The sequence below is a fragment of the Gordonia bronchialis DSM 43247 genome (assembly GCF_000024785.1).
GTDB lineage: Bacteria > Actinomycetota > Actinomycetes > Mycobacteriales > Mycobacteriaceae > Gordonia > Gordonia bronchialis.
In genome coordinates, this window is the sequence record NC_013441.1 from 489,752 (window position 1) to 514,700 (window position 24,949).

22 protein-coding genes and 2 pseudogenes are annotated in these 24,949 nt (G+C 67.7%); 11 read left to right on the forward strand and 13 right to left on the reverse strand.

All coding sequences use genetic code 11. From position 1 onward, the window contains the following. Window positions 1–220 precede the first annotated feature (220 nt). Both GBRO_RS02165 and GBRO_RS02170 read right to left on the reverse strand, forming a co-directional pair. A complete protein-coding gene (locus GBRO_RS02165) occupies window positions 221–943 on the reverse strand; it encodes a type 1 glutamine amidotransferase (RefSeq protein ID WP_012832364.1) in 723 nt (240 codons plus the stop codon). Next, a complete protein-coding gene (locus tag GBRO_RS02170; protein WP_012832365.1) occupies window positions 940–2,217 on the reverse strand; it encodes a MurT ligase domain-containing protein in 1,278 nt (425 codons plus the stop codon). The genes GBRO_RS02165 and GBRO_RS02170 overlap by 4 nt, the downstream gene beginning before the upstream one ends. A 93-nt stretch (window positions 2,218–2,310) precedes the next feature. Between GBRO_RS02170 and GBRO_RS02175 the strand changes: the two genes are divergently transcribed. Further along, a complete protein-coding gene (locus tag GBRO_RS02175) occupies window positions 2,311–3,426 on the forward strand; it encodes an alpha/beta hydrolase (RefSeq protein WP_012832366.1) in 1,116 nt (371 codons plus the stop codon). Here GBRO_RS02175 and GBRO_RS02180 read toward each other — a convergent pair. Beyond that, complete coding sequence (locus tag GBRO_RS02180; RefSeq protein ID WP_052298348.1) at window positions 3,388–4,353, reverse strand: EamA family transporter; 966 nt, start codon at window positions 4,351–4,353, stop codon at window positions 3,388–3,390. The two genes, GBRO_RS02175 and GBRO_RS02180, sit on opposite strands and share 39 nt — an antisense overlap. Before the next feature lie 206 nt (window positions 4,354–4,559). On the opposite strand from GBRO_RS02180, the pseudogene GBRO_RS02185 reads away from it, so the two are divergent. The 3 genes and pseudogenes from GBRO_RS02185 to GBRO_RS02195 all read left to right on the forward strand — a co-directional run. Beyond that, window positions 4,560–5,594 (forward strand): annotated as a pseudogene (locus GBRO_RS02185) (MFS transporter); the annotation flags it as partial. Between the two features lie 26 nt (window positions 5,595–5,620). Continuing rightward, a pseudogene (locus tag GBRO_RS02190) lies at window positions 5,621–6,969 on the forward strand (enolase C-terminal domain-like protein). 35 nt (window positions 6,970–7,004) lie between these two features. After that, window positions 7,005–7,421: a hypothetical protein gene (locus GBRO_RS02195; RefSeq protein WP_012832369.1), complete on the forward strand. Its 417-nt coding sequence runs from the start codon at window positions 7,005–7,007 to the stop codon at window positions 7,419–7,421. Window positions 7,422–7,540: 119 nt separating this feature from the next. On the opposite strand, the gene GBRO_RS02200 is transcribed toward GBRO_RS02195, so the two are convergent. Then, window positions 7,541–8,563 carry an LLM class flavin-dependent oxidoreductase gene (locus GBRO_RS02200; protein WP_012832370.1) on the reverse strand — a complete coding sequence of 341 codons (1,023 nt, stop codon included), beginning with the start codon at window positions 8,561–8,563 and terminating at the stop codon, window positions 7,541–7,543. Window positions 8,564–8,589: 26 nt separating this feature from the next. Continuing rightward, entirely contained in the window at window positions 8,590–9,138 is a 549-nt protein-coding gene (locus GBRO_RS24565) for a GNAT family N-acetyltransferase (protein ID WP_012832371.1), read from the reverse strand. Between the two features lie 33 nt (window positions 9,139–9,171). On the opposite strand from GBRO_RS24565, the gene GBRO_RS02210 reads away from it, so the two are divergent. After that, a complete protein-coding gene (locus GBRO_RS02210; protein ID WP_012832372.1) occupies window positions 9,172–10,104 on the forward strand; it encodes a LysR family transcriptional regulator in 933 nt (310 codons plus the stop codon). A gap of 35 nt (window positions 10,105–10,139) precedes the next feature. Here GBRO_RS02210 and GBRO_RS02215 read toward each other — a convergent pair whose 3' ends face one another. The 5 genes from GBRO_RS02215 to leuA form a co-directional block, all read right to left on the reverse strand. Further along, complete coding sequence (locus GBRO_RS02215) at window positions 10,140–11,288, reverse strand: acyl-CoA dehydrogenase family protein (RefSeq protein ID WP_012832373.1); 1,149 nt, start codon at window positions 11,286–11,288, stop codon at window positions 10,140–10,142. Between the two features lie 9 nt (window positions 11,289–11,297). Then, a complete protein-coding gene (locus tag GBRO_RS02220; RefSeq protein ID WP_227892839.1) occupies window positions 11,298–11,993 on the reverse strand; it encodes a TetR/AcrR family transcriptional regulator in 696 nt (231 codons plus the stop codon). Continuing rightward, the gene (locus tag GBRO_RS02225; RefSeq protein WP_012832375.1) at window positions 11,986–13,179 is read right to left on the reverse strand and encodes a thiolase family protein; all 1,194 of its coding nucleotides are present in this window, start codon (window positions 13,177–13,179) and stop codon (window positions 11,986–11,988) included. Before GBRO_RS02225 ends, GBRO_RS02220 begins: the two co-directional genes overlap by 8 nt. A 152-nt stretch (window positions 13,180–13,331) precedes the next feature. Beyond that, the gene (locus GBRO_RS02230) at window positions 13,332–13,652 is read right to left on the reverse strand and encodes a putative quinol monooxygenase (protein ID WP_012832376.1); all 321 of its coding nucleotides are present in this window, start codon (window positions 13,650–13,652) and stop codon (window positions 13,332–13,334) included. A 475-nt stretch (window positions 13,653–14,127) separates the two neighbouring features. Next, window positions 14,128–15,981 carry a 2-isopropylmalate synthase gene (leuA, locus tag GBRO_RS02235; RefSeq protein ID WP_012832377.1) on the reverse strand — a complete coding sequence of 618 codons (1,854 nt, stop codon included), beginning with the start codon at window positions 15,979–15,981 and terminating at the stop codon, window positions 14,128–14,130. Window positions 15,982–16,310: 329 nt separating this feature from the next. On the opposite strand from leuA, the gene GBRO_RS02240 reads away from it, so the two are divergent. Both GBRO_RS02240 and GBRO_RS02245 read left to right on the forward strand, forming a co-directional pair. Next, entirely contained in the window at window positions 16,311–16,715 is a 405-nt protein-coding gene (locus GBRO_RS02240; RefSeq protein ID WP_227892840.1) for a hemophore-related protein, read from the forward strand. Between the two features lie 10 nt (window positions 16,716–16,725). Next, window positions 16,726–17,052: a hypothetical protein gene (locus GBRO_RS02245; protein WP_012832379.1), complete on the forward strand. Its 327-nt coding sequence runs from the start codon at window positions 16,726–16,728 to the stop codon at window positions 17,050–17,052. A 49-nt stretch (window positions 17,053–17,101) separates the two neighbouring features. Here the strand turns inward: GBRO_RS02245 and GBRO_RS02250 are convergent, their stop codons facing one another. Both GBRO_RS02250 and GBRO_RS02255 read right to left on the reverse strand, forming a co-directional pair. Further along, window positions 17,102–17,665 carry a nitroreductase family protein gene (locus GBRO_RS02250; RefSeq protein WP_041920152.1) on the reverse strand — a complete coding sequence of 188 codons (564 nt, stop codon included), beginning with the start codon at window positions 17,663–17,665 and terminating at the stop codon, window positions 17,102–17,104. 57 nt (window positions 17,666–17,722) lie between these two features. Beyond that, on the reverse strand, window positions 17,723–19,234 hold the full coding sequence (locus tag GBRO_RS02255; RefSeq protein ID WP_012832381.1) for an MFS transporter: 1,512 nt from the start codon (window positions 19,232–19,234) through the stop codon (window positions 17,723–17,725). A 176-nt stretch (window positions 19,235–19,410) separates the two neighbouring features. On the opposite strand from GBRO_RS02255, the gene GBRO_RS02260 reads away from it, so the two are divergent. Continuing rightward, window positions 19,411–20,094, forward strand: coding sequence for a TetR/AcrR family transcriptional regulator (locus tag GBRO_RS02260; RefSeq protein WP_012832382.1), 684 nt, complete (start codon window positions 19,411–19,413; stop codon window positions 20,092–20,094). 114 nt (window positions 20,095–20,208) lie between these two features. Here GBRO_RS02260 and GBRO_RS02265 read toward each other — a convergent pair whose 3' ends face one another. Further along, window positions 20,209–21,447, reverse strand: coding sequence for a hypothetical protein (locus tag GBRO_RS02265; RefSeq protein WP_083775509.1), 1,239 nt, complete (start codon window positions 21,445–21,447; stop codon window positions 20,209–20,211). A gap of 145 nt (window positions 21,448–21,592) precedes the next feature. Here GBRO_RS02265 and GBRO_RS02270 point away from each other — a divergent pair, with 145 nt between their 5' ends. Genes GBRO_RS02270 through GBRO_RS02280 form a run of 3 tightly spaced genes read left to right on the forward strand, consistent with a single transcriptional unit; the run spans window position 21,593 to window position 24,922 of the window. After that, complete coding sequence (locus GBRO_RS02270) at window positions 21,593–22,858, forward strand: aspartate kinase (protein ID WP_012832384.1); 1,266 nt, start codon at window positions 21,593–21,595, stop codon at window positions 22,856–22,858. Beyond that, window positions 22,858–23,886, forward strand: coding sequence for an aspartate-semialdehyde dehydrogenase (locus GBRO_RS02275; protein WP_012832385.1), 1,029 nt, complete (start codon window positions 22,858–22,860; stop codon window positions 23,884–23,886). Before GBRO_RS02270 ends, GBRO_RS02275 begins: the two co-directional genes overlap by 1 nt. A gap of 16 nt (window positions 23,887–23,902) precedes the next feature. Beyond that, window positions 23,903–24,922: a fused (3R)-hydroxyacyl-ACP dehydratase subunits HadA/HadB gene (locus GBRO_RS02280; protein ID WP_012832386.1), complete on the forward strand. Its 1,020-nt coding sequence runs from the start codon at window positions 23,903–23,905 to the stop codon at window positions 24,920–24,922. Window positions 24,923–24,949 lie beyond the last annotated feature (27 nt).

The window sequence follows — 24,949 nt, forward strand, 5'->3', positions numbered from 1 at the left end:
TTGTCGGCGTCGGTCTGGATGAATGACCGATTGAAACCTGGTGGGGATGTTCGGGGGCGAAGGGTCGGAGACGTTGGAGAAACGAGCGGACGCGCGGTGTCGATGCGGACATCCGCGTGAGGTGCACGAGCACTTCCGTCGGGGAACCGAATGCGGAGTGTGTGGCGCCGAGGTCTGTCCCCGATTCCGTCGGGCGCGGTGGTGGCGGCGTAGCTGACCGTCAGCCCCGGCGGCCGGCGGCGAGGCGTTCGCGACGCAGCCTATCCACCTCCGGCAGCTCCAGCGGTGCCAGCGCGTCGGTGCCGATGGCCTGTGCCAGGAGATGATCGGCGAGTTCGGGGTTGCGGGCCAGCGCCGGGCCGTGCATGTAGGTTCCGATCACCGATCCCTGCACCACCCCCTCGGTACCGTCGCCCACGCCGTTCCCGACGCCGTGCCGTACCCGGCCGAGGGGTTGGGCGTCAGAGCCGAGTGTTGTTCCGCCACGGTGATTTTCGAAGCCGGATAGCGGTGCGTGCAGACCCGGCACCACCGGTTCGGTGATCAGCTCGCCGATGCTGCGTTTGGCCTGCGGTGCGGTGGTCAGATCGAATAGCGAGATCCCGTCGACACGTTCACCCGCAGAGGTCTCATACCAGTGGCCGAGCACCTGGATGGCCGCGCAGATCGCCAGCACCGGGCGTCCCGCGGCGGCGGCACGCTGCAACCCGGGGTGACGGTTGAGATGGCGCGTTGCCAGGCGCTGCGCGTAATCCTCTGCGCCGCCGAGGGTATAGACGTCGAGCGAGTCGGGCACCTCGTCGTCGAGGGTGATGTGCACGACCTCGGCGTCGATGCCGCGCATCCGGGCCCGCTGACGCAGGATGAGTGCATTGCCACCGTCGCCGTAGGTGCCCATCACGTCGGGCAGGACCAGACCGATCCGCAGGGTCGACTCGCTCACTGCTCACCCTTCCGTGATCGTGCGGCACGTTCGAGTGCGATGCCGAGATCGCGGAACGCGGTGTAATTGGCGAGTACCTCGACGCGGCCGGGTGGGCAGGATGCGATGGCGCGCATGGGATCTGGAAGGGTGGTGTGCTCGGCGCCGGCGTAGAGCAGTCGCACCGACAGGTCGGCGGCCCGTTCGCCGGCGGCCACCACCGCCATCGTCTCGAAGGCCTCGAACCGCACGTCCCACAACCAGGACAGGTCCTCGCCGTCGGGGACCTGACCGTTGACCGCGATGACCAGGCCGTCGGCGTCCTGATCGATCATGGACAACGCCTCCTGCCAGCCGGCGGGATTCTTCGCGAGCAGTGTCCGCACCGAATGGTTGCCCACCTGATGTACGCCGTAGCGGCCGGCGACCTCGCCGACGGTGCCGACCGCGGCGACCGCCTTGGCGGGGTCGGCGCCCATCGCGACCGCCGCCGCGACCGCCTGTGCAGCATTGCCACGGTTGGCCCGGCCGGGTACGGACAGATCCAGCGGAGCCTGAAAACCGTTGGGACCGTAGATATTCTTCTCGTCGACCCACCAGTCGGGGGTGGGACGGCGGAAGTTCTCGTCACCGGTGGAGTACCAGCCGTGCTCGGAGCGCATAATGGGTTCGCCGGTGCGGGGGCAGCTCACCGAGTCGCCCACCCAGCTCGCGCCGGCCGCCACCCACACCACGTGCGGGGCGTCGAAGGCGGCCGAGGTCACCAGCACGTCGTCGCAATTGGCGACGACGGTGGTCTCCGGGTGCCGGGCGATCCCCTCGCGCAGCCGCCGCTCGATCATGTTGATCTCGCCCACCCGGTCCAGCTGGTCGCGAGAAAGATTCAGCAGCACGAGGACTTCCGGGTCCACCGCATCGCTGACGTGCGGGACGTGCAGCTCGTCGACCTCGAGTGCGCAGACCGGTGCGGTGCGCTGCAGCGTCAGGGTCGCGATGATGCCGGCGTCCATGTTGGCGCCGTCGGCCTGGGTGGCGACCTCGCCGATCTCGGCGAGCGCGGCTGCGGTCATGCGGGTGGTGGTGGATTTGCCGTTGGTCCCGGTGATCACCGCGGTCCGCTTCCCTGCGGCCAGTCGACGCATGATGTCGGGGTCGATCTTGGCGGCCACCAGACCGCCGATCATCGAACCCTTGCCACGGCCGGCGGTCCGCGACGCCCAGCGTGCGGCGGCCGCGGCGGCAAGTGCGATCCTGGTGCGGGCGGGTACTCGCGGGGTGTTCACGCGGTCGGGCATGCCGACGAGTCTGTCACAGGAGTTTTCCGAACGCCCAGGCGTGCGACGGGCACCCTGGCGACCGGGTTGCACCGATCGCGTACGCTCGGCGCTGTGAGTCGGGCCACATCACTGAAGCTACCGTTGTCCGCGCGCCCCCAGCGGGCTCTGGTGAGAGTCCTCGGGAAAGCGCAGCCATTCATCACGCCGTTGTTCCGGCGCCGAACCCGCGTGAACGCCGACGGCGAGCGTCTGGCACCCGAGATGGCGGTGGTGGGTTGGTCGGCGGCGAACATCCCGGGCATGGGCCTCGGCACCACCGACGTGCTCGGCTCCCGGCGCGACATCGACATCTCGGCGACGACCATGGCCGAGAACCTCCCCGCCTTCGCCGTCGAGGAGGATCTCACCTTCGACGGGCCGGGCGGTCCGCTGGCCGCCACCCGGTATCGCGCCACCGAATCATCGTCGGGTCTGCTGATCTATTTCCACGGCGGGGGCTTTGTGCTCGGCAGCCGGATCAGTCATGACGGTGTCGCGCGGCGCCTCGCACTCGGGGCGGGCGTGGACGTGCTGGCCGTCGACTATCGGCTGGCCCCGGAGAATCCGTTTCCCGCCGCCGTCGACGACGCACTCGCGACGTGGCGTTTTGCCGTGCGATCCGCCCCGCAGTGGGGTCTGGCGCCCGAACGGATCGTCGTGGCCGGTGACAGCGCCGGGGGCAATCTGGCCGCGGTGCTCGCCCAGCAGGTCCGTGGCGAGCAGGTGGTGCCGTGCCGGCAGGTGCTGCTCTATCCGATGACCGATGCGAGTTCGCGGCACCCGTCACGGGACGAGTTCGCGCAGGGACTGTTCCTCACCGAGGAGCGCATCAGGTTCTTCACCGACAACTACACACCCGACGAATCCGTCCGGACCGACCCGCGAGTGTCGCCGTTGCTGGCCGACGATCTGTCCGGACTGCCGCCGGCTCATGTGCTGGTGGCCGGCTTCGATCCGCTGCGCGACGAGGGGCTCGCCTACGCGCAGCGGCTCGCCGATGCCGGCGTGGCCGTGACGGTCCAGCGGGAGAGCTCGATGCTGCACGCCTTCGCCAACATGACGGTGTTCAGTGCAGATGCGCGGGCGGCCCTGGACCGCGTGTGCGCGGCGGTGCGCGACGGGCTCGCCGAGGCGCCCCGGCGCCCGGTCTCAGCGGGCGAGCAGGACTCGATCGCGGCCACCAGCTGACCCCGCGTCGTCGCTCCCCGTGGCCGGTGGGATGTGCGGTCGCGAGCGCGGCGTGGCGAGCACACCGGCCGCGCAGCCACCGATCACGATGACGGCACCGACGAGTTCGACGACGGTCGGGGTTTCCCCGAGCAGCGCCCACGACGCGCTGATCCCGACGATCGGCACCAGTAGCGACAGCGGCGCCACACGGCTGGCCGGGTGGCGTGCCATCAGTGACGTCCAGATACCGGCACCGGCGATGGTGCCGAGCAGGACCACGTAGGTCAGTCCGCACAGCGCCGGCACGCCGCTGTGGGTGCCCAGCGAGGTCAACGAGGCGATGCCGGCCGACGGCCCCTCGACGGCGAGGCTGAGCAGGTACAGCGGGATCGGGGGGACCACTGAGAGCCACAGGGTCATGCGCAGGGCATCGTCGGGCTGGGCCAGCCGGCCACCGATGTTGCCGAACGCCCAGGCCAGTCCGCCGAGCACGGTCAGGCCGATGGGGAGCAGCGCGCCGGCGCCCAGGCCGCTGTGTGTCGCGCGATCAACGGCGATGAGCGTCATGCCGCCGACCGCGGCGACGATCCCGAGTACCTGCAGCGGCGTCATCCGCTCCCGCAGGAACAGCACACCGAGCAGCACGGTGAACGGCGCGGAGGTCTGCAGGACCAGGGAGGCGAGTCCGGTGGGCATGCCGAGTTCCATCGCGAGGAACAGGAACGCGAATTGCAGCGTCCCGAAGCCGATGGCGTACAGCAGGAACCAGCGGATGCGGACGCGCGGGAATCTGACGAACAGCATCACCGGGACCGCCATCACCGCGAATCGGAGCGCGGCGAAGAAGAACGGTGGAAAGTGGTTGAGTCCCAGCCGGATTGCGATGAAGTTGAAACCCCACAGCAAGACGACGGTCAGGCCGAGGACGCGATCGCGGGAGGACATGACAGCCATCGTCGTCGCGCCGCTGGTGAAGAACAATCGAATTCTACCGAAGAAACCATTCAGTTCTTCTGCATTAAACGCCGACGCGTGACAGGCGATGCAACTCGGGTATTGATCTATGCGTAATCAGTGTTGGACGTGCATCACTGCGACGATCTACCGTGCATTTTGTGAAGTGACTCACCCGGGGTCACAGTGGTAATACACGATTCCTGCTCGGCGCGGCCGAGGCCGGGTTCTTCCCCGCGGTCATCTTCTATCTGGCCAAGTGGCTGCCCAACAGCTCCCGCGGACGCGCCACCGCGCTGTTCATCGCGGGCTCGTCGGTGGCGGCCGCCATCTCCGGTCCGGTCTCGGGTCCGCTGCTGTCGATGCACGGCCTGCTGGGTCTGCACGGCTGGCAGTGGCTGTTCCTGATCGAGGGGTCGCTCTCGGTGGTTGTCGGCATCATCGGCTACTTCCTGCTGAGCTCCAAGATCGACGACGCCACCTGGCTCAACGCCGACGAACGCGCCGCACTCTCGGCCGCCATCGCCGCCGAGGATGCCCAGAAGGCCGCTGATTCCGTTGTGGCGCACAAGGGTTCACGGTGGAAGATGCTCGCCGACCGGCAACTCATCGTGTTCTGCGGCATCTACTTCTGCATCTCGATGGGCATCTACGCCAACACCTTCTGGCTCCCCGCCATCGTCCGGCGGATTCCGGGCACCAACGACATCACCGTCGGGCTGCTCTCCTCGCTGCCGTGGATCTGCGCGGTGATCGCGATGTACGCCACCTCCAAGATCGGTGACCGCACCGGAAACCGCCGGCCGCTGCTGATCGGTTCGCTGCTGGTCGCTGCCGGCGCAACCTTTGTGGCAGCGGTGGTCTCACCATGGCTGGCGCTGGTCTTCCTGTGCCTCGCGGCAATGGGATTCAAGAGCTCGAGTCCGCTGATGTGGTCGTTCCCGCAGTCCACCCTGCATCCGATGGTGCTCGCCCCCGCCATCGCGATCATCAACTCGCTCGGCAACCTCGGCGGCTTCGTGGCGCCCTTCGGTTTCGGCGTGATCAAACAGGCCACCGGTCAGGTCACCGTCGGGCTGTTCGCACTCGCCGCCACCACGCTGCTCGCCGCCGTCCTGGTCCTCCTCATTCGGCGTCCGAGTGCGGTTTCGCCGTCCCCGACAACCGACCTCGACGACGCTCCGGCATCGGCCGAGATGGACGCACTGAGCGCCAAGCCGGCCGTCCGATGAGCACCACCCTCGACACAGGAGTCCCGATGAGCGCCACCACCACCCCGGTCATCACCGAGATGACGGTGTACCCGGTAGCCGGACACGACGGCATGCTGCTCAACCTGAGTGGCGCACACGCCCCCTACTTCACCCGAAACCTGGTGATCCTCACCGATTCCGAGGGCCGGACCGGGGTCGGCGAGGTGCCCGGTGGTGAAGCCATCCGGACGACCCTCGAGGACGCGCGGGCATTGATCGTCGGGCGATCCATCGGCGGCTACCACGCAATCCTCGGCGAGATGCGATCCACCTTCGCCGGCCGCGACGCCGGCGGCCGTGGCGCCCAGACCTTCGATCTGCGGATCGCCGTGCACGCGGTGACGGCCGTGGAATCGGCCCTGCTCGACCTGCTCGGACAGCACCTCGACGTGCCGGTCGCCGCGCTGCTCGGCGACGGTCAGCAGCGGCAGCGCGTGCAAGCCCTCGGCTACCAGTTCTTCGTCGGCGACCGCAACCGCACCGACCTGCCCTACCGGTCGGCGGCCGACGAACCGGCCGACGCCGACGACTGGCTGCGCATCCGGCACGACGAGGCGCTCTCCCCGGAATCGGTTGTGGCGCTGGCCGAAGCTGCGCAGGCTCGGTATGGATTCCAGGATTTCAAGCTGAAGGGTGGAGTCCTCGCACCGCGCGACGAGGCTGCCGCGGTACGCGCACTCGCCGAGCGCTTCCCGTCGGCGCGAGTCACCTTGGACCCCAACGGCGGCTGGCTGCTGAGCGAGGCGATCGAGGTGTGCCGCGATCTGCGTGAAGTGCTGGCCTACGCCGAGGACCCCGTGGGCCCCGAGGGCGCTTTCTCCGGACGAGAGGTGATGTCGGAGTTCAAGCGCGCCACCGGACTTCCGACCGCCACCAACATGATCGCCACCGACTGGCGGGAGATGGGACACGCGATCCGCTCCGGCGCCGTCGACATCCCACTGGCCGATCCGCACTTCTGGACGATGAGCGGCTCGGTGCGCGTCGCGCAACTCTGCGACGCCTGGGGGCGGCTGACGTGGGGATCGCACTCCAACAACCACTTCGACGTCTCGCTGGCCATGTTCACCCACGTGGCAGCGGCCGCCCCCGGCGACATCACTGCCATCGACACCCACTGGATCTGGCAGGACGGACAACGCCTGACCACCGAGCCGTACACCATCTCCGACGGGTACCTGACGGTCCCGGACAAGGCCGGCCTCGGCGTCGAACTCGACATGGACCAGGTGCAAGCGGCCACGAGCTGTATCTGCGCGAGGGGCTCGGCGCCCGCGACGACGCCGCCGGCATGCAGTACCTGATCCCCGGCTGGAGCTTCGACAGCAAACGCCCGGCGCTCTGCCGGAGCTGACTGACCGGGGCAGGCTGCTGTGGCATCATGCCTGCATGAGCAGATTCGGGGTCATGCTTACGGGGTCAGTCGTCCGGGGAGTTGCGGCAACCGTCGCGGTCGGGGCCGTCGCGGCGGTGACCACCCTCGGCGCGGCACACGCGCATGCCGTCGTCGGTCCGAAGGTCGCCGTCGCGGCGTCGGGCACATCCAACTGGCAACTCACCTATCAGCACGGTGACGCCCTGGACAGCTCGTGTGTGATCCACGTCGGGAAGACCATCGCGATCACCGGCCCCAGAAGCGGTACGACGACGATCGCCGGCTCGGACCTGCGCCCCGGCCGCTCCCCGGTACAAGTTCGCTGCGGTTCCCAATCGAGCCCGACCATCTGGATCTACGCGCCGCGGGGCCAGATCAACGACCTGGGCACCTGGGCCAGCAACACCACGGCCGGTGTCCTGGGAATCTGACCCTCGCGAACGGCACGCGGTCGGCGTGTCGCTACGCAGAAACCGCGTGTCCCGTCAGGAACCGCGGTCACAAAGACGGTTTCTGACGAGACACGCGGTTTCTCTATGTGCGGCGTGGCTCAACGCCAGCCGAGAGCCGGCGCCACGTGGGTGAGGATCGACTCGATGACGTGTGCGTTGTACTCGACGCCGAGCTGATTCGGCACGGTCAGCAGGAGTGTGTCCGCCGCCGCGATCGCCTCGTCCTCGCGGAGTTGTTCGATCAGCTTGTCGGGTTCGTCGGCATAGCTGCGACCGAAGCGCGCGACGCTGTTGTCGATGACACCGACCTGGTCGTCTTCGGCGCCACCGCGGCCGAAGTACGCGCGGTCGCGATCGTCGGTGATGGCGAAGATGCTGCGGCTCACCGAGACCCGTGGCTCACGATCATGGCCCTCCTCGGACCAGACCTTGCGGAAGCGCTCGATCTGCTCGGCCTGCAGCTGATGGAACGGGACGCCGGTGTCCTCGGTCAGTAGCGTCGAACTCATCAGGTTCATCCCTTGGCGCGCAGTCCATTCCGCGGTCGCACGGGTGCCGGCGCCCCACCAGATGCGGTCGCGCAGACCCGGTGACTGCGGCTCGATGGGCAGCAGTCCGGGCGGGTTGGGGAACATCGGGCGCGGGTTCGGCTGGGCAAACCCCTGGCCCTCGATGACCTTCAGGAAGACATCGGTGTGCGCACGCGCCATGTCGGCATCGTCGGACCCCTCCGGCGGGACGTAGCCGAAGTACTTGTAGCCCTCGATGACCTGCTCGGGGGATCCGCGGCTTACGCCGAGTTGCAGCCGGCCGCCGGAGATCAGGTCGGCCGCGCCGGCGTCCTCGGCCATGTACAGCGGATTCTCGTAGCGCATGTCGATGACGCCGGTGCCGATCTCGATGCGGCTGGTCCGCGCGCCGATGGCGGCGAGCAGCGGGAACGGTGAGGCGAGCTGCCGGGCGAAGTGATGGACCCGGAAGTACGCGCCGTCGGCGCCGAGTTCCTCGGCTGCGACGGCCAGATCGACGGACTGCAGCAGCGCGTCGGCGCCGGAGCGCACCTGGGAGCCGGGGGAGTCGGACCAGTGTCCGAAGGACAGGAAGCCGATGTTCTTGGTCATATCACCCTAAACGTACCGCGGTCCGGTTAATTCCCGGCCGTGGACGAGCCGTGCAGCGACCACCCCGGTGACGTCGTGTCCAGGACGAGTCCCATGACGATCGCGTCCCAGAGCTCGCCGCTGCGCCGACGATAGTGCCGGCGCAGATAGCCCTCGCGTTCGAAGCCGAACTTCTCGTACAGGGCGATCGCGGCCGCGTTGTGCGGCCACACCTGCAATTCCATCTTGTGCGCGTCGTGCGCCCGGCTCCACGCCACCGCCGCATCCATCAGTGCCGAGCCGATGCCCCGGCCCCGCCACTCGCGGTCGATCTGCATGCCCAGTGCCGTCACGCCGGGCGTGGTGAACTGCACACCCAGGCCGCCGACGAGAACGCCGTCGACGATCGCGACGAACAGGTCGCGGTCGTCGGCGTCGAGCGTCGCGGAGAACACGGTGAGCTCCCGTTCGGCGTCGACGGGTGCTTCGGTACCGATCCAGATACCCTCGCGCGCAACACGTTCACGAAGCGCGAGCAGAGGCTCCACGTCGTCGGGCCGGGCGGGGCGCACCTGCGCGGGTGAACTGGTCGCCATGGCCCGATGGTACCGAGGGGCTACGGTCTTCCCATGGACGTCAAGCGCCTGCGCATCTTGCGCGAATTCGCCGACCGGCAATCGGTCGGCGCCGTGGCCGACGCCATGCACATGACCCCGTCAGCGGTGTCCCAGCAGCTCAAGGTGCTTGCGCGGGAGGCGGGCGTGGAACTGCTCGAGCAGGACGGCCGGCGCATCCGCCTGACCGCGGCGGGACAGGCGCTGGTGCTGCGGGCCGACGAGGTGATCGCCGCCGTCGACCGCGCCCATGAGGAGATGGCGTCCTACCGGACAGGAAACGCTCTGGTGCGCTTGGCCATGTTCCCGTCGGGTGCCTCACTATTGCTGCCGGCCGTGCTGCACGGCGCTGCCGACGCCGGCATCGACATCGAGGCCGCCCATCTCGACGTCGGATACACCGACGCCCCACCGAAACTGGCGGAGTACGCCGTGGTGGTCACTCACCGCGACGAGCGAACACCATCGGTGACCCTGCCGCGAGTCAGTGTCACGGAGTTGATGCGCGAACCGCTCGATGTGATCGTGTCGCTGGATTCGACGCTGGCGGAGCGTGATTCGGTCGCGGTATCCGAACTCGCCGATTGTGACTGGATCAGCGTCGAAGGCGGATTCCCGGTGGACGACGTGCTGTTGTCGATCTCGGCGATCACCGGCGTGGCGCCCCGGGTCACCCAGCGCATGCTGGACTTCACCACCATCGAAGCGCTGGTCGCCGCCGGCCACGGCATCGCGCTCATGCCGCGATTCGCGGTGCGGCATCCGCGTGTGAAGAGATTGGAGCTCAGGGGAGTTCGGGCCGCGCGCGTCTACGAGGCGCTGACCCGACCGCGAGCGCGCGGGGCGGTCGGCACCGTCGTGGCACTGCTCGTGGATGCCGGCGCGGAGCGGGTCTGCGCATCGACCGCATCCGAGAAGCCGGGCGACGGCGCCCCCACCGCTCCCTGAACTCGGGGAGCGATGGGGGCAGCTGTGCCGGCTGGTTACAGTCCCAGGTCGCGACCGATGATGTCCTTCATGATCTCGGTGGTGCCGCCGAAGATCGTCTGGATGCGAGAGTCCTTGTACGCGCGGGCAACCCGATACTCGTTCATGTATCCGTAGCCGCCGTGGAGCTGGACGCAGCTGTCGATGACACGCTTGCCGAGTTCGGTACACCACCACTTGGCCTTGGACGCGTCGACGGCGGTCAGCTCATCGTCGAGCACACCCTGCAGGCAGCGGTCGATGTAGACCTCGGCGAGGTCGAGTTCGGTGGCGATCTCGGCCAGCACGAAGCGGTTGTGCTGGAAGGTGCCGATCGGCTTGCCGAAAGCCTTGCGGTCCTTGGTGTATTGCAGGGTCTCGTCGAAGATCGCGCGGGCACCGGCGATGGCGCCGATGGCGATGGACAGCCGCTCCGAGGGCAGGTTCTGCATCAGGTGGTAGAAGCCCTTGTTCTCCTCGCCGAGCAGATTCGCCTTCGGGACCCGCACGTTGTTGAAGTGCAGTTCGGCGGTGTCGGCCGACTTCAGGCCCATCTTGTCGAGCTTGCGGCCGCGTTCGAAGCCCTCCATGCCGCGTTCGACGACAAGCAGGGAGAACGCCTTGTGGCCGGCCGCGGGATCGGGATTGGTGCGGCACACCACTACGACCAGGTCGGAGTTGATGCCCGCGGAGATGAAGGTCTTGGAGCCATTGACGATGTAGTGATCACCGTCGTCCTTGGCCGAGGTCTTGATGCCGGCGAGATCCGATCCGGCTCCCGGCTCGGTCATCGCGACCGCGAGAATGGTTTCGCCGCTGGCCATTCCGGGCATCCAGCGCTTGCGCTGCTCGTCGTTGGCCAGGTGCAGGAAGTAGGGGACGAGGACGTCGTTCTGCAGGCTCAGGCCCGGGGCCGCGCCGTCGAACTTGGCGAACTCCTCGACGACGACCGCGTTGAATCGGAAGTCCTCACTGCCGCCGCCACCGAATTCCTCGGGGATGTTGAAGCCGAGCAGTCCGGCGTCGCCGGCCTTCTTGTAGATCTCGCGATCCACCTGGCCCGCGGCCTCCCACTCCTCGTTGTGCGGGGCGCATTCGCGTGCCAGGAACTCGCGGGCGGAGGCGCGCAGGGCCTCGTGGTCGTCTTCGAAGATGGTGCGTTTCATGACAGTTCGTCAACTCCTCTGTTGGGGTGTGGGTGTGGTCGGTCGGGGTGCGGCGGTGGCTCCGACCGCACGAAGGGACATGGCGGCGTAGCCGGCTGCGATCTCGTCGGCAGAGCGGGGGCCGGTCGGGCGGTACCAATCGGTGACCGCGCGGCAGGCGCCGAACAGATAGCGCATCATCTCCCGCACATCGGCATCGGTCGCGGCGCGCATCGTGAACTCGCCGGAATCGATTCCGCGGCGCAGGATGTCGGAGATCAGGTCTTCCATCTCGGTGCGCTTGGCGACGTACTGCTGTCGCTGCGGATTGTCGGTGTCGAGGTAGCGCAGTTCGCCGTCGACGCTGGCCAGCCGATGATCGATGGTGCGGTGCAACACGACGGCCTCGATCGCCCGGGACAGTTGCTCGGTCCGGGAATCGGCGCTGGCGATGGCGGCGCGGACCTGCGCGAGTACCGACGACATGCCGACGTCGAGTACTGCCACCAGAAGGCCCTGCTTGTTCTCGTGGTGGTAGTACAGCGTCGGCAGTGACACCCCGGCGCGGGCCGCGATGTCACGGGTGGCGGTGCCGTGAAAGCCATAGTCGTGAAAGGCATCTCGTGCCGCTGCCAGGATCTGGCTCATCGGCGTCGGCACCGTCTGGCGCCAGTGGGCGGACACGGGTCCGGCCACCGGCGCCTCCGGGACGGACAGGTCAGACACGTTCGATGATGGTGGCGTTGGCCATGCCCGCACCCTCACACATCGTCTGCAGGCCGTAACGGCCGCCGGTGGCCTCGAGGTGATTGACCAGGGTGGCCAGTAGGCGGGTGCCCGACGATCCGAGCGCATGCCCGAGGGCGATGGCGCCACCGCGCGGGTTGAGTTTGGCCGGGTCGGCACCGAATTCGTGCGCCCATGCCATCGGTACCGGCGCGAAGGCCTCGTTGACCTCGTAGGCGTCGATGTCGTCGATGCTCAGACCCGAGCGGTCGAGCAGCTTGCGGGTGGCCGGGATGGGGGCGGTGAGCATGAACACCGGGTCGTCGCCGGCGAGGGCGAAGGTGTGGAAGCGGGCGCGCGGGGTGAGTCCCAGCTTCGACGCCATGGTGTCGCTCATGATGAGCGCGGCCGACGCACCGTCGGTCAGCGGCGAGGAGTTGCCCGGCGTGATGTGCCAGTTGATCTCCGGGAATCGTTGCGCGTACTGCTCGGAGTAGAACGACGACTTGAGACCGGCGAGTCCCTCCGCGGTGGTCGATGCCCGGACGGTCTCGTCGACGCGGTGGGTGACGGTGTTGCCGTCGGCGTCGGCGACGTCGATGGGCAGGATCTCGCGGTCGAAGAAGCCGTCGGTGGCGGCCTGGGCGGCGCGGCGATGCGATTCGGCGGCAAACGAATCGAGGGCGTCGCGGTCGAACTTCCATTTCGCGGCGACCAGTTCGGCCGAGATCCCCTGCCCCACCAGACCGTCGGGGTAGCGCTCGGCGATGCTCGGACCGTACGGGCTCTGTCCGGCCACCGAGAAGCCCATCGGCACCCGGCTCATCGACTCCACACCGGCGGCGATCACCACGTCGTAGGCGCCGGCGATGACGCCCTGTGCGGCGAAGTGGGCGGCCTGCTGGCTCGAGCCGCACTGCCGGTCGACGGTGGTGGCCGGTACCGACTCGGGGAAGCCCGCGGACAGCAACGCGGTGCGGGAGATGTTGAGTGCCTGCTCGCCGGCCTGTCCGACGCAGCCACCGATGACGTCGTCGATCAGGGCCGGGTCGATGTCGTTGCGGGCGACGAGCTCACGCAGCACGTGCGCGAGCAGTTCCACCGGCTTGGTGCCGGACAGGGCGCCGCCGGGCTTGCCTTTCCCGGATGCGAGACGGGCAACGTCGACGATGACGGCTTCGGGCATGAGCTGGTCCTCTCAGAAGAACGGTGAATCGCCTGTTCACGGCTGAATGAAGGGGCGCACCTGCGCCACCGATCTAACGCTCGTTCTACTGGTGTAGCACGTACCCGCGTGTCCAGACAACACCGCGGACGAGAAAAAGGAAACCCGCGTGGTCAGATGACGCCCTTGTCGGCATCTCCGGCGGGGACGGCAGTGAAGGTCTTGACGTCGAGGGGGCCGGCGAGTAGTCCGCCGATCGCCGCGCCGAGTTCGGTGAGCGCGGGTGCGCCACCGTGGGTGGCGAGCGCATCCATAGATTCCCAGCGTTCGATCATCACCAGGTCAGTGGAGTCACCGGTGGCCTCGTGAAACGCGTACTTGCCGCAGCCCGGTTCGCCATGCACCTTCGGGATCGCGGCCAGCACGGCCTCGCGGACCTTGTCCTCCTCGCCGGGCTTGGGCGAGATGGTGGCGACGACGATGACTGCGGACATACATACTCCTGATGACTCGATTGGCTCGATCCCCAACGGGGACCCCGGCTCACGCTAGTGTCCCGTGTTGGAAATTCGTTTGCGCGAGTCCGGCGATCCAGGTGGATGCATCGCAAGGCGGCGGAGGACGCAGCTACTGGATGTACCTGCGACGACGCCAACGCAGCGAGGCGCCGCCTGGGCGTCGGAATCGTCAACGAATTTCCTACACGGGACACTAGTGCGGCGGTGTGCCCGACGGGGCAGATTCACGAGTGAACGGGATCCTCGCGGTCGCGCGGAGCCAAAAGCCGGCCGGGCAGACTTCCGCGTGAACTGATTCGACGACCACGAAAGGTGATGGGCCGGACACGGCAGACGGGGATCGCCCGTCGGGGTGCGTGTCCGGCCCAACCCGACACGATGGCGCAGGGATCACCTGCCCACCGTGGGTATGTGGGGGATGAAAAGTGCTGTGGGGTAACCGGTTACGTGGTCAGGGGGCCCAGGTGCGCGGCGCGGCGGCGTCGGCATCCACCGGTTCCGGTGCGCTGACGCGGTAGGCGCGGTTCACCGCCGACACCACGGCGCGCAGGCTGGCGGTGGTGATCGACGACGCGACTCCCACGCCCCAGACGGTCTCGCCGTTGACCTCGGCCTCCACATAGGCGGCGGCGCTGGCGTCCCCGCCGGAGGTGAGCGCGTGCTCGCTGTAGTCGAGGACCCGAACGTCGTAGCCGACAGTGGACAGGGCATCGACGAAAGCGGCGAGCGGACCGTTGCCGGAACCGGCGATCTCACGCTCGTTGCCCTCGACCTTCACGATGGCGGTGATGCGATCCTCGCCACCGTCGACCTCGGCCGCGTCGACCTTCTGGCGCATCCGCTCCAGCGGCCAGATCGGCGCAAGGTAGTTCTCCGCGAACACATCCCACATCTCCTTGGGATTGACCTCGCCGCCCTCGCCGTCGGTGATCTTCTGGATCTCGCGACTGAACTCGATCTGCAGGCGCCGCGGCAGATTCATGCCGTGGTCGGCCTTCATGATGTAGGCGACGCCGCCCTTGCCGGACTGGCTGTTGACGCGGATGACGGCCTCGTAGTTGCGGCCGACGTCCTTGGGGTCGATCGGCAGATACGGGACCTGCCACAGGATGTCGTCGACGTCGCGATCGGAGGCGTCGGCGTCGTACTTCATCTGATCGAGGCCCTTGTTGATGGCGTCCTGATGGCTGCCGGAGAACGCGGTGTAGACCAGGTCGCCGCCGTACGGGTGACGTTCGGGGACGTTCAGCTGGTTGCAGTACTCCACCGTGCGACGGATCTCGTCGATGTCGGAGAAGGAGATCTGCGGGTCCACGCCCCGGCTGAACAGATTCATGCCCAGGGTCACCAGGCACACGTTGCCGGTGCGCTCACCGTTGCCGAACAGACAGCCCTCGATGCGGTCGGCGCCGGCCTGATAGCCGAGTTCGGCTGCGGCAACGGCAGTTCCGCGATCGTTGTGCGGGTGCAGGCTCAGGATGATCGAGTCGCGTCGTTCCAGATTGCGGTGCATCCACTCGATGGAGTCGGCGTAGACGTTGGGGGTGGCCATCTCGACGGTCGCCGGCAGGTTGATGATCATCGGGTTGTCCGGGGTGGGGGCGATGATCTCGGTGACCGCGTCGCAGACGTGCTTGGCGTAGCTCAGTTCGGTGCCGGTGTAGGACTCCGGCGAGTACTCGTAGCGCCATTGCGTGTCGGGGTACTTGGCCTGCTCGACGAGTACCTTGTGGGCGGCGTCGGTGGCGATCTTGGTGATCGCGTCCTTGTCGGCGCGGAACACCACCCGGCGCTGCAGCACCGAAGTCGAGTTGTAGAAGTGCACGATCACCTTGTTGGCGCCACGGCAGGCGTCGAAGGTGCGCTCGATCAGCTCGTCACGGCACTGGGTCAGCACCTGGATGGTGACGTCGTCGGGAATGGCGCCGTCCTCGATGATCTCGCGGACGAAGTCGTAGTCGGTCTGGCTGGCCGACGGAAACCCGACCTCGATCTCCTTGTAGCCCATGCGGACCAGCAGATCGAACATGCGACGCTTGCGCGCCGGGCTCATCGGGTCGATCAGTGCCTGGTTGCCATCGCGCAGGTCCACCGCGCCCCACATCGGGGCCTTGGTGATGACCTTGTCTGGCCAGGTGCGGTCGGGAATCGAGATCGTCTCGACCTCGTCGGCGAACTGCCGGTAGCGGTGGATCGGCATCGCGGAACCGCGCTGGGTGTTCCAGGCGGGCTGTCCGGCCGGGATGGGGCCGGAGGGTTCGACGATTCGGCTGGCGCCGGAAGTGAAGGTGTCTGCTGCTGGCATTGGGGGTCAGTCTCCTGGTCGGGAAGGAAAGTGACCGGCGCATGAAAGGCCCCGCGACGGAGGGCCGGTCGATTCAGACCCCGCCGCGGCAACCGAGAAGGAGCGCGCGCTGCATGGCCGCCAGGCTACTCCCGCCGGACCCCGATGATCAAATGCCGGCCGTCGGACGTGGATCGGGCGAAGGAGGCAAAAGCCGCAACTAGTGCTCTGACCTGCGAAAATGCGGGTGAAATTCCTAGTCGTCTCTCAGCTGGCCCTCACGGAACGGTCATAGGTTCACGCTGTGCCGACCAGTGGGGCCGGCGCTGACGAAAGGCTCTCCGATGGACATGAGACTTCTGCGGAATCGGATCGGTTACACCGTGGTGGGTGCGGGTCTGGCGTCGGCCATTGCCGTCGGCGGCGCGGCCAACGCGGCACCAACGCATCCGGCACGCCCGGCACTGGTGCCGGGTACGCACTGCACCGTCGCCCAGGTGGACCGGGCACTCGCGCATGAGGATCCGGCGCTGTGGCACAGGATCGAATCCAACCCCAAGCTCAAGCGGCGCTTCGAGCACATGCTGACGCTGACCCCGCAGCAGCGCAAGGCGATGCACCAGAAGTGGGCGCAGCATCATCCGGTGCGCTCGGAGATGATGAAGTTCCTTCGGCACCAACATATCTCGCGCTCTGAGATGGCCAGGGACCGGGCCGCGGTGATGCGGGCAAAGCAGACCTGCGGTCAGTTCTGAGGTGATTGACGTGACCACCTCATTCGTTCGTCGGAGCGTCCTCGTGCTGGCCGGTGCGGCGGCATTGTCGATCGGTGTGGCCGGGCCGGCCGCCTTTGCCGACACCCCCGAAACCGCCACCGTCCCGGGCACCGGCTGCGACCTGATGGACGCCGAACACGCCTTCCATGAAGAGAATCCGGATGTGTGGACCCGGATCTCGAACAATCCGGCCACCCTCGCCCGCTTCGAGGGCTTCGCGACCTCGACGCCGGACCAACGCTCGGCCATGCAGTCGCAGTGGGGCTCGGACGCGGGCGCGGTGACCCGGGCCGTCGACACGTGCGCGCAGTGGTGAGCGCGGGTCATCGGGCGTGAGTCACCCGGCTTGAGTTACCCGGTTTGAGTCACCCGGGGTAGGGCTCGCCCCACCGTCCGGCGAAGGCCACCTCGGTGAGCGGTAGCCGCGTCCGCTCCCGGGTGTCACGTTCGCGGATGTCGTCGGGCAGGCTCGCTTCTTCGGCGAGACGGCCGACGGCCAGCAACACCAGCGGTCGCTTGTCGTCGGGGATGCCGAAGGCCTCGACCGCCGCGGCGGCGTCGAAGCCGGCCATGGGGTGCCCGTGCAGGCCGAGTGCGCGGGCCTGCACCAGCATCTGCCCGACCGCGAGGCCGAGATCGACGGCGCCGTAGGTGTGCGCTTTGGCGTCGGCGGGGTCGTTGGTGGTGCTCACCAGGATGAGCGCCGACGAGCGCGGCGCCCAGCCCGCGTTGCCGCGGGTGAGGACGGTGGTCAGGCGCGCGAAGGTGTCGTCGCCGCGCAGTCCGACGATGAACCGGACCGGCTGGATGCGACCCCAGGTGGGTGCCCATCGTCCGGCGTCGAGGATCTCGGTGATCTCCGACGACGAGATGGTGGCGGTGTCGTCGTACCCGCGCGGACTCCAGCGGCTCTCGATGAATTCGTGCACACCTGCCACCGTAGCCACGGTCAACGATGTCGGGCGCGCGATGAACGCCCGGTCGGGTCAGCGGGCAGGCTTGCGTTCCGGCCGCAGCACGATCATCAGCACCACACCGAGGATGGTCAGCGCGATGACGGCCGCCAGCGAGGCCGCATGCATCCCGTCGACGTAGGCCTGCCGCGCGGCGTCGGCCAAAGCCGTTCCGCCGTCGCCCATCTCGAGTGCCCGATGCAACGTCTCGCCGAGCGTCTCGCCGAAGTCCCAACCGCCGCTGCCGGCCCGGAAAACCAGGGTGGCCAGCGACCCGAGTAGCGCCAGGCCGAGTGCGGTTCCGAGTTCGAAGCTGGTTTCCGAGATGCCCGATGCGGCACCGGAGCGCTCCACCGGGACCGAGCCGACCACGACGTCGGACACCAGGCTGAACTGGATGCCGTAGCCGATACCGGCGATCGAGGTGAACACCAGATAGATCCAGATCGGGCTCGACGTGCTCAGCCACAGCAGGCCCAGGTTGCCGATCGCGGCAAAGGCGACCGATCCGACGAAGGCGGCGCGGCTGCCGATGGCCGTGGCGATCCGGGTGGCACCGATCGAGAAGACCGCGACGGCCACCGCCATCGGTAATCCGGCGAGCGCGGCGGCCAGTACGTCGTGGCCGAGGACCGACTGCAGGTACACGCCGGTCAGATACGACATCCCGCCGAGCGCCATCATGCCGACCAGCGCCACCGAGACGATCGCGCTGAACCGCGGATTGGCGAACAACCCCACGTCGAGCAGCGGGGCGCGGACCGTGCGCTGATGGATCACGAAGACGGCCAGCATCAGCAATCCGAACACCCCGATGAGGATGGCCTTGGGGCTGACGCCATCGGCGGCGAGGCTCTTGACGGCGTAGATCGCGGGCAGGATGCCCAGCATCGACAGGCCGACGCCGGCGAAGTCGAACGGGTCGGAGGTGCGCGCGCGATACTCCGGGATGAGTCGCGGGCCGAGCACGAACAGCACGGCGAGCACCGGAACGTTGATCAGGAAGACCACACCCCACCAGAAGTGGTGCAGCAGAAAGCCTCCCACCACCGGTCCGATGGCACTGCCGCCGGCGAACGCGGCGGTCCACACGCCGATGGCGCGGCCGCGGTCGCGGACGTCCGGGATCATGTTGGCGATCAGCGACAGGCTCGACGGCATCAGCGTGGCACCGCCGACACCCATCAGCGCTCGGGCGGCGATGAGCACGGCCGCGTTGGGAGCGAAGGCCGCGATGACCGAGGCGACGCCGAACAGGGCTGCGCCGGCGAGCAGGATGCGCCGCCGGCCGATGCGGTCACCCACGTTGCCCATCGTGATGAGCAGGCCGGCGATGAGGAAGCCGTAGATGTCGAGAATCCACAGCTGCTGGGCCACGGTCGGTTCGATGGCGTCGGTGATTGCCGGGATGGCGAGGTAGAGCACCGAGAAGTCCATGGACACCAGCAGGACGGGCAGGGTCAGGACGGCCAGACCCCACCACATACGTCGGTCGGCGCCCAGGGGTGCCTGGGGCTGATGCAACGGGTTGAGTCGGGTGGCCATGACTGGGGTCTCCTTGTGGAAGCGGCTGGGAGAAGTGGAATCGGCTGGGAAAACAAAGCTGGCCGCACGCCCTGCGTACGCCGTACGCGCAAACGGTACGTGGGTGAGTACGCTGTACGCAATAGTTTTATTCCGCTGGTGAGGGGTATCACCGGCGGTCGGAAACCAGGAGGGGCGTGACCGGATCCGACGGCACCAGACTGACGCTGGAGACCATCGTGGACGCGGCGATCGTCGTCGCCGACCGGGACGGCATCGGCGGGTTGTCCATGCGGCGCATCGCCGATCAGCTCGGCGTCGGGGCGATGTCGCTGTACCGGCACGTCGAGGACAAGGAATCCCTGCTGCAGGAAATGGCCGAGGAGGTCGGCCGCCGGTTCCCCTATCCCGTCGGTGACGAGTCGACCCGATGGCGCGAGCGGGTCCGGACCATCGTTGACATCGACTGGGATCTCTATCGCCGGCACCCGTGGGTGGTGCTCGCCTATTCGTCACCGCGGCACAGCTTCGGCGAGGAATCGCTGCGCTGCCTGGACTGGTTCGCCGCCGGTTTCCTCGATCTCGGTGTCGACATGGTGGAGGCGACCGAGATGGCGCTGACGGTGTGGAGCTACGTGCACGGGGTCGCGCTGGTCGCGGTCAGCGACGACCTGCTGCGACCGGACCGGCCCAGCGACCGGCCCGACGGTATGGCCCGACTGACCGGTGGCCAACCCGATTCCGCGTTGCCGCACCTGACCCGCCTGGCCGACTGTCCCGATGCCGCGCGACTACTGGACACCCGTCGTCGGCTCGACGTGGGGATCGACTACTTGTGCGCCGGGTTCGAGGTGTCGGCGCCTGGTAGCGAGAAAAGCTGACACAAACCCCACGGGAGAGCGGCGGTACGTCGATATTTTGGATGCCGGCGCTCTCCCGTGGAGTTTGTGGCGAGCGCGGCGCCGCGCTCGCCGACGTCGTCGGCCGGTGAACGGTCAGATCGCGAACGGGAACACCGTCAGCATGTGCGCCCCGAACCAGGCACTGCCGAGGACCACCGGCACCAGGATCGCGATCGCGACCCCGCGGCGCAGGCGGGCCAGACCCATTGCGAGCGGGATCAGCAGCACGAAGGCGGGCAGCAGCAGACGCGGACGGCTGATGATGAGCCCGGTGGACAGCAGGATGGAGACGACGACGAAGGACCCGTAGACCAGCACCGGCCACGGCAGTCGCGACCAGCAGGCCACTGCGATCATCGCCACCGAGGCCAGCATCACCCAGGCCGTGCCGGTGGCCGCCACCTCACCGGACCCGACGAGGGTCTGGTTGATGAAGTTGAACGCGGCCACACCCCAGTCGATGTGGGTACCCCAGCCCTCGTTCTGAATGCGAAACCATCCCGTGGGTGAGCCGGTGTGCGCCCACACCACGCCGAGGTAACCGAGGTAACCGAGCGGACTGAGCACGATGGCCGCCCAGGCGCGCGGACCGTCACGATGCGCGAGAAACGCGGCCAGCATCACCACGCCGATGAGCACCACCGACGTGGGCCGCGACAATCCGGCCAGAAGGGTCACGGACCCGGCCAGCAGCCACCGGTGCTCCATCACGCCGACGAGCGCCCACACCACCAGCGCGCAGAACAAGGCCTCGGTGTAGGCCATGTTCAGCACGATCGACATGGGTGTCGCCGCGAACAACACCACCAGGATCAGCCCGGTGGCGCGGGGCGACGCCGGTCCGACCGGCGAGGTGGGGGCCATCTCCCGGGCGCAGACGGCACCGAGTCGGGCGGCGCCGACGGCGGCCACGCAACCGAGGATGAGGTTGACCCCGATCGCCGCACCGAACGGTGTGACCAGCGGTAGCTTCGCGACCAGGCCGACGAGGAGCGGGTAGCCGGGAAAGAAGGCGTAGGCCGTGTCGCCGGTGTGCAGGCCGTTGGCGTCGGTGAGGGTCGTGGGCACGCCGCCATAGCCGTATTCGGCGATCGCGAGCATCCACTGGCCGTCCCACAACGACAACCGGCCGCCCACGCTGTGACCGTTGAGATCGGCGATCCGGGCAAGAGCGATGATCCCGACGGCGCGGACCAGTAGGAACACGACGACGGCCTCGAGCCACCAGAAGCGCGCGGGGACCGGCCAGCCGCGGTGCGTCATCGCCCTACGATGCGCCGACGAGGTGACTCGTGCGTCGTCGGCTTCGCCGACACCGGTTCGGGTGGCCACCTGAGCGATCGTAAAGCCTGCGTCGGTTGGTGATCCGACGGCCTCGCTCGGGCGGCAATGCTGCCGCGCGCGGGTTCGCCGGTAAGGTTGTCCCGGCAACAAGACGCGAATCGGCCGGCGACTGCCGGCAGGGAGGTAGCTCGACGTGGCACTCGTGGTGCAGAAGTACGGCGGATCCTCGGTCGCGACGGCCGAGCGGATTCGCCGGGTCGCCGAGCGCATCGTCGAGACCAAGAAGCAGGGCAACGACGTCGTCGTGGTGGTGTCGGCGATGGGTGACACCACCGACGAACTGCTCGATCTGGCCCAGCAGGTCAACCCCACCCCGCCCGCCCGCGAGATGGACATGCTGCTCACCTCGGGTGAGCGCATCTCCAACGCGCTGGTGGCGATGGCGATCAGTTCGCTGGGTGCGCAGGCGCAGTCGTTCACGGGCTCGCAGGCCGGTGTCATCACCACCAGCAGTCACGGCTCGGCCAAGATCATCGACGTCACCCCGGGCCGGGTGCGCAGTGCACTCGACGACGGCAAGATTGTGCTGGTCGCCGGGTTCCAGGGCGTGTCCCAGGACACCAAGGACATCACCACCCTCGGCCGCGGCGGTTCCGACACCACGGCGGTGGCGCTGGCCGCGGCACTGAAGGCCGACGTCTGTGAGATCTACACCGACGTCGACGGCGTGTACTCCGCCGACCCGCGCATCGTGTCCGACGCCCGGCGGCTGGAGACCGTCTCCTTCGAGGAGATGCTCGAACTGGCCGCGTGCGGGGCCAAGGTCCTGATGCTGCGCTGCGTCGAGTACGCCCGCCGCTACAACGTTCCCGTTCACGTGCGCTCGTCGTACTCGACCAAGCCCGGCACCATGGTGGCCGGATCGATGGAGGACATTCCCGTGGAAGAAGCCATTCTCACCGGCGTCGCACACGATCGCAGCGAGGCCAAGATCACCGTCGTCGGACTCCCCGACCAGCCCGGTTACGCCGCCAAGGTGTTCCGCGCCGTCGCCGAGGCCGAGATCAACATCGACATGGTGCTGCAGAACATCTCGAAGGTGGAGACCGGCAAGACCGACATCACCTTCACCCTGCCGCGCGAACTCGGTCCGCTCGGCATGGACAAGCTGAACAAGCTGCGCGACGAGATCGGGTTCACCGACCTGCTCTACGACGATCACATCGGCAAGGTGTCGCTGGTGGGCGCGGGCATGAAGTCGCACCCGGGTGTCACCGCCACCTTCTGTGAGGCGCTGAGCGACGCGGGAATCAACATCGAGCTCATCTCGACCTCCGAGATCCGGATCTCGGTGCTGTGCCGGGACACCGAACTCGACGACGCGGTCCGTGCCCTGCACGCCGCCTTCGACCTCGGTGGCGAAGAAGAAGCTGTGGTCTACGCGGGAACGGGTCGGTGATGGGCGTGCGCATCGGAGTCGTCGGAGCCACCGGTCAGGTCGGTGGTGTCATGCGAACCCTGTTGGCGGAGCGTGGTTTCCCGGCCGACGAGGTTCGATTCTTCGCATCGTCGCGATCGGCGGGCAAGAAGCTCCCGTGGGGTGACGGCGAGATCGTCGTCGAGGACGCCGCCACCGCGGACCCGTCCGGTCTGGACATCGCGCTGTTCTCCGCGGGTGCGACCATGTCGCGTGAGCAGGCCCCGCGGTTTGCCGCAGCCGGCGTGACGGTCATCGACAACAGCTCGGCATGGCGCAAGGATCCCGATGTGCCGCTGGTGGTCTCGGAGGTCAACGGTCACCTCGCGCAGAACCCGCCGAAGGGCATCATCGCCAACCCCAACTGCACGACGATGGCCGCGATGCCGGTACTCAAGCCGCTGCACGACGAGGCCGGTCTGCAGCGACTGATCGTGTCCAGCTATCAGGCGGTCTCCGGTAGCGGTCTGGCCGGTGTGGAAGAACTCGCCACCCAGGTGCGGGCCGTCGCCGGTGACGCGGAAAAGCTGGTCCACGACGGCAGTTCGGTCGAATTCCCGGCACCGAACAAGTACGTGGCGCCGATCGCGTTCAACGTCATCGCACTCGCCGGATCGCTCGTCGACGACGGGTCGGGCGAGACCGACGAGGATCAGAAGCTGCGCAACGAATCCCGCAAGATCCTGGATCTGCCGGAGTTGCTGGTGAGCGGCACGTGCGTTCGGGTGCCGGTGTTCACCGGGCACTCGCTGTCGATCAACGCCGAGTTCGCCAATCCGCTGTCGGTGGCACGGGCTCAGGAAATCCTTTCGGCCGCAGCGGGAGTCGAGCTCGCCGACGTGCCCACCCCGCTGGCCGCCGCGGGCAAGGACAACTCGCTCGTCGGCCGTATCCGCCACGACCCGGGCGTGCCGGACGGGCGGGGTCTGGCCCTGTTCGTCTCCGGTGACAATCTGCGAAAGGGTGCGGCGCTCAACACCATTCAGATCGCCGAACTGATCGCCGGCTGACGGCGTCGAGCAACAGATGACAACCCCCGACACCACACCGCTGGCCGATCGCGTCGGCCACTACTACCAGGTCGAGGACACCTACGTCGTCGGACGTGAGAAGGTCCGCGAGTACGCACGCGCCGTGCAGGATCACCATCGTGCGCACCGCGACGTCGGCGTCGCCACCGAACTCGGCTACTCGGGACTCGTTGCGCCGCTGACCTTCACCTCGATCCCGGCGATGGCGGCCAATCGGTTGCTGCTCGAGACCGTCGTGGTGGGTTACGAGACCTATCTGCAGACCGAGCAGGTCTTCGAGCAACACCGGCCGATCGTCGCCGGCGACGAACTGACCGTCGATGTCGAGCTGACCGCGGTACGACGCGTCGCGGGACGCGACATGATCACGATCACCAACACGTTCACCGACACCGCGGGCGAGACCGTGCACACCATGCACACGACCGTTGTCGGCGTCACCTCCGACGAAGTCGACCCGTCGATGACCGAGGCCGGACGCGCCATCATGGTGCACGACGTCAGTGTGCCCACGGCCGATGCGGTCATCGAGTATCAGAAACAGGTTCGGCCCGAGGGTGCTCAGCGCCTGGCGGACCCGACCGCCCGCACGCCCCGGTCGCGCGACTTCGACTCACTGAGCGTCGGAGATCCGTTGCCGAGCAGCGAGATTCGAGTCACGCGCGGCGATCTGGTCAACTACGCCGGGGTGTCTGGCGACGGCAACCCGATCCACTGGGACGAGCCGATCGCCAAACTCGCGGGTCTGCCCGACGTGATCGCGCACGGCATGCTCACGATGGGCCTCGGTGCCGGTGTGGTCTCCGAATTCACCGGGGACCCGGGTGCGGTCACCCGCTACTCCGTGCGATTGTCGTCGCCCGCCGTCGTACCCCATGCCGGCAGCGAGATCGAATTCAGCGGCAAGATCAAATCGCTGGACCCCGAGACCCGCACCGGCGTCGTGCTGCTGGTGGCCAAATCCGGCGGGCGCAAGATCTTCGGGATGGCGACCCTGGACGTCCGCTTCAGCTGACCTCGTCGTCGAAGTCTGTACGTCCGG

Excerpts from the sequence above, each read along its gene's own strand:
- GBRO_RS02210 (WP_012832372.1), top strand. The coding sequence starts at position 9,172 with ATGGACGTCAAGCGCCTGCGCATCTTGCGCGAATTCGCCGACCGGCAA.
- leuA (WP_012832377.1), bottom strand. The coding sequence starts at position 15,981 with ATGCCAGCAGCAGACACCTTCACTTCCGGCGCCAGCCGAATCGTCGAA.
- GBRO_RS02275 (WP_012832385.1), top strand. The coding sequence starts at position 22,858 with ATGGGCGTGCGCATCGGAGTCGTCGGAGCCACCGGTCAGGTCGGTGGT.
- GBRO_RS02255 (WP_012832381.1), bottom strand. The coding sequence starts at position 19,234 with ATGGCCACCCGACTCAACCCGTTGCATCAGCCCCAGGCACCCCTGGGC.
- GBRO_RS02180 (WP_052298348.1), bottom strand. The coding sequence starts at position 4,353 with ATGTCCTCCCGCGATCGCGTCCTCGGCCTGACCGTCGTCTTGCTGTGG.
- GBRO_RS02240 (WP_227892840.1), top strand. The coding sequence starts at position 16,311 with ATGAGACTTCTGCGGAATCGGATCGGTTACACCGTGGTGGGTGCGGGT.
- GBRO_RS02170 (WP_012832365.1), bottom strand. The coding sequence starts at position 2,217 with ATGCCCGACCGCGTGAACACCCCGCGAGTACCCGCCCGCACCAGGATC.
- GBRO_RS02280 (WP_012832386.1), top strand. The coding sequence starts at position 23,903 with ATGACAACCCCCGACACCACACCGCTGGCCGATCGCGTCGGCCACTAC.
- GBRO_RS02230 (WP_012832376.1), bottom strand. The coding sequence starts at position 13,652 with ATGTCCGCAGTCATCGTCGTCGCCACCATCTCGCCCAAGCCCGGCGAG.
- GBRO_RS24565 (WP_012832371.1), bottom strand. The coding sequence starts at position 9,138 with ATGGCGACCAGTTCACCCGCGCAGGTGCGCCCCGCCCGGCCCGACGAC.
- GBRO_RS02200 (WP_012832370.1), bottom strand. The coding sequence starts at position 8,563 with ATGACCAAGAACATCGGCTTCCTGTCCTTCGGACACTGGTCCGACTCC.
- GBRO_RS02225 (WP_012832375.1), bottom strand. The coding sequence starts at position 13,179 with ATGCCCGAAGCCGTCATCGTCGACGTTGCCCGTCTCGCATCCGGGAAA.
- GBRO_RS02215 (WP_012832373.1), bottom strand. The coding sequence starts at position 11,288 with ATGAAACGCACCATCTTCGAAGACGACCACGAGGCCCTGCGCGCCTCC.
- GBRO_RS02195 (WP_012832369.1), top strand. The coding sequence starts at position 7,005 with ATGAGCAGATTCGGGGTCATGCTTACGGGGTCAGTCGTCCGGGGAGTT.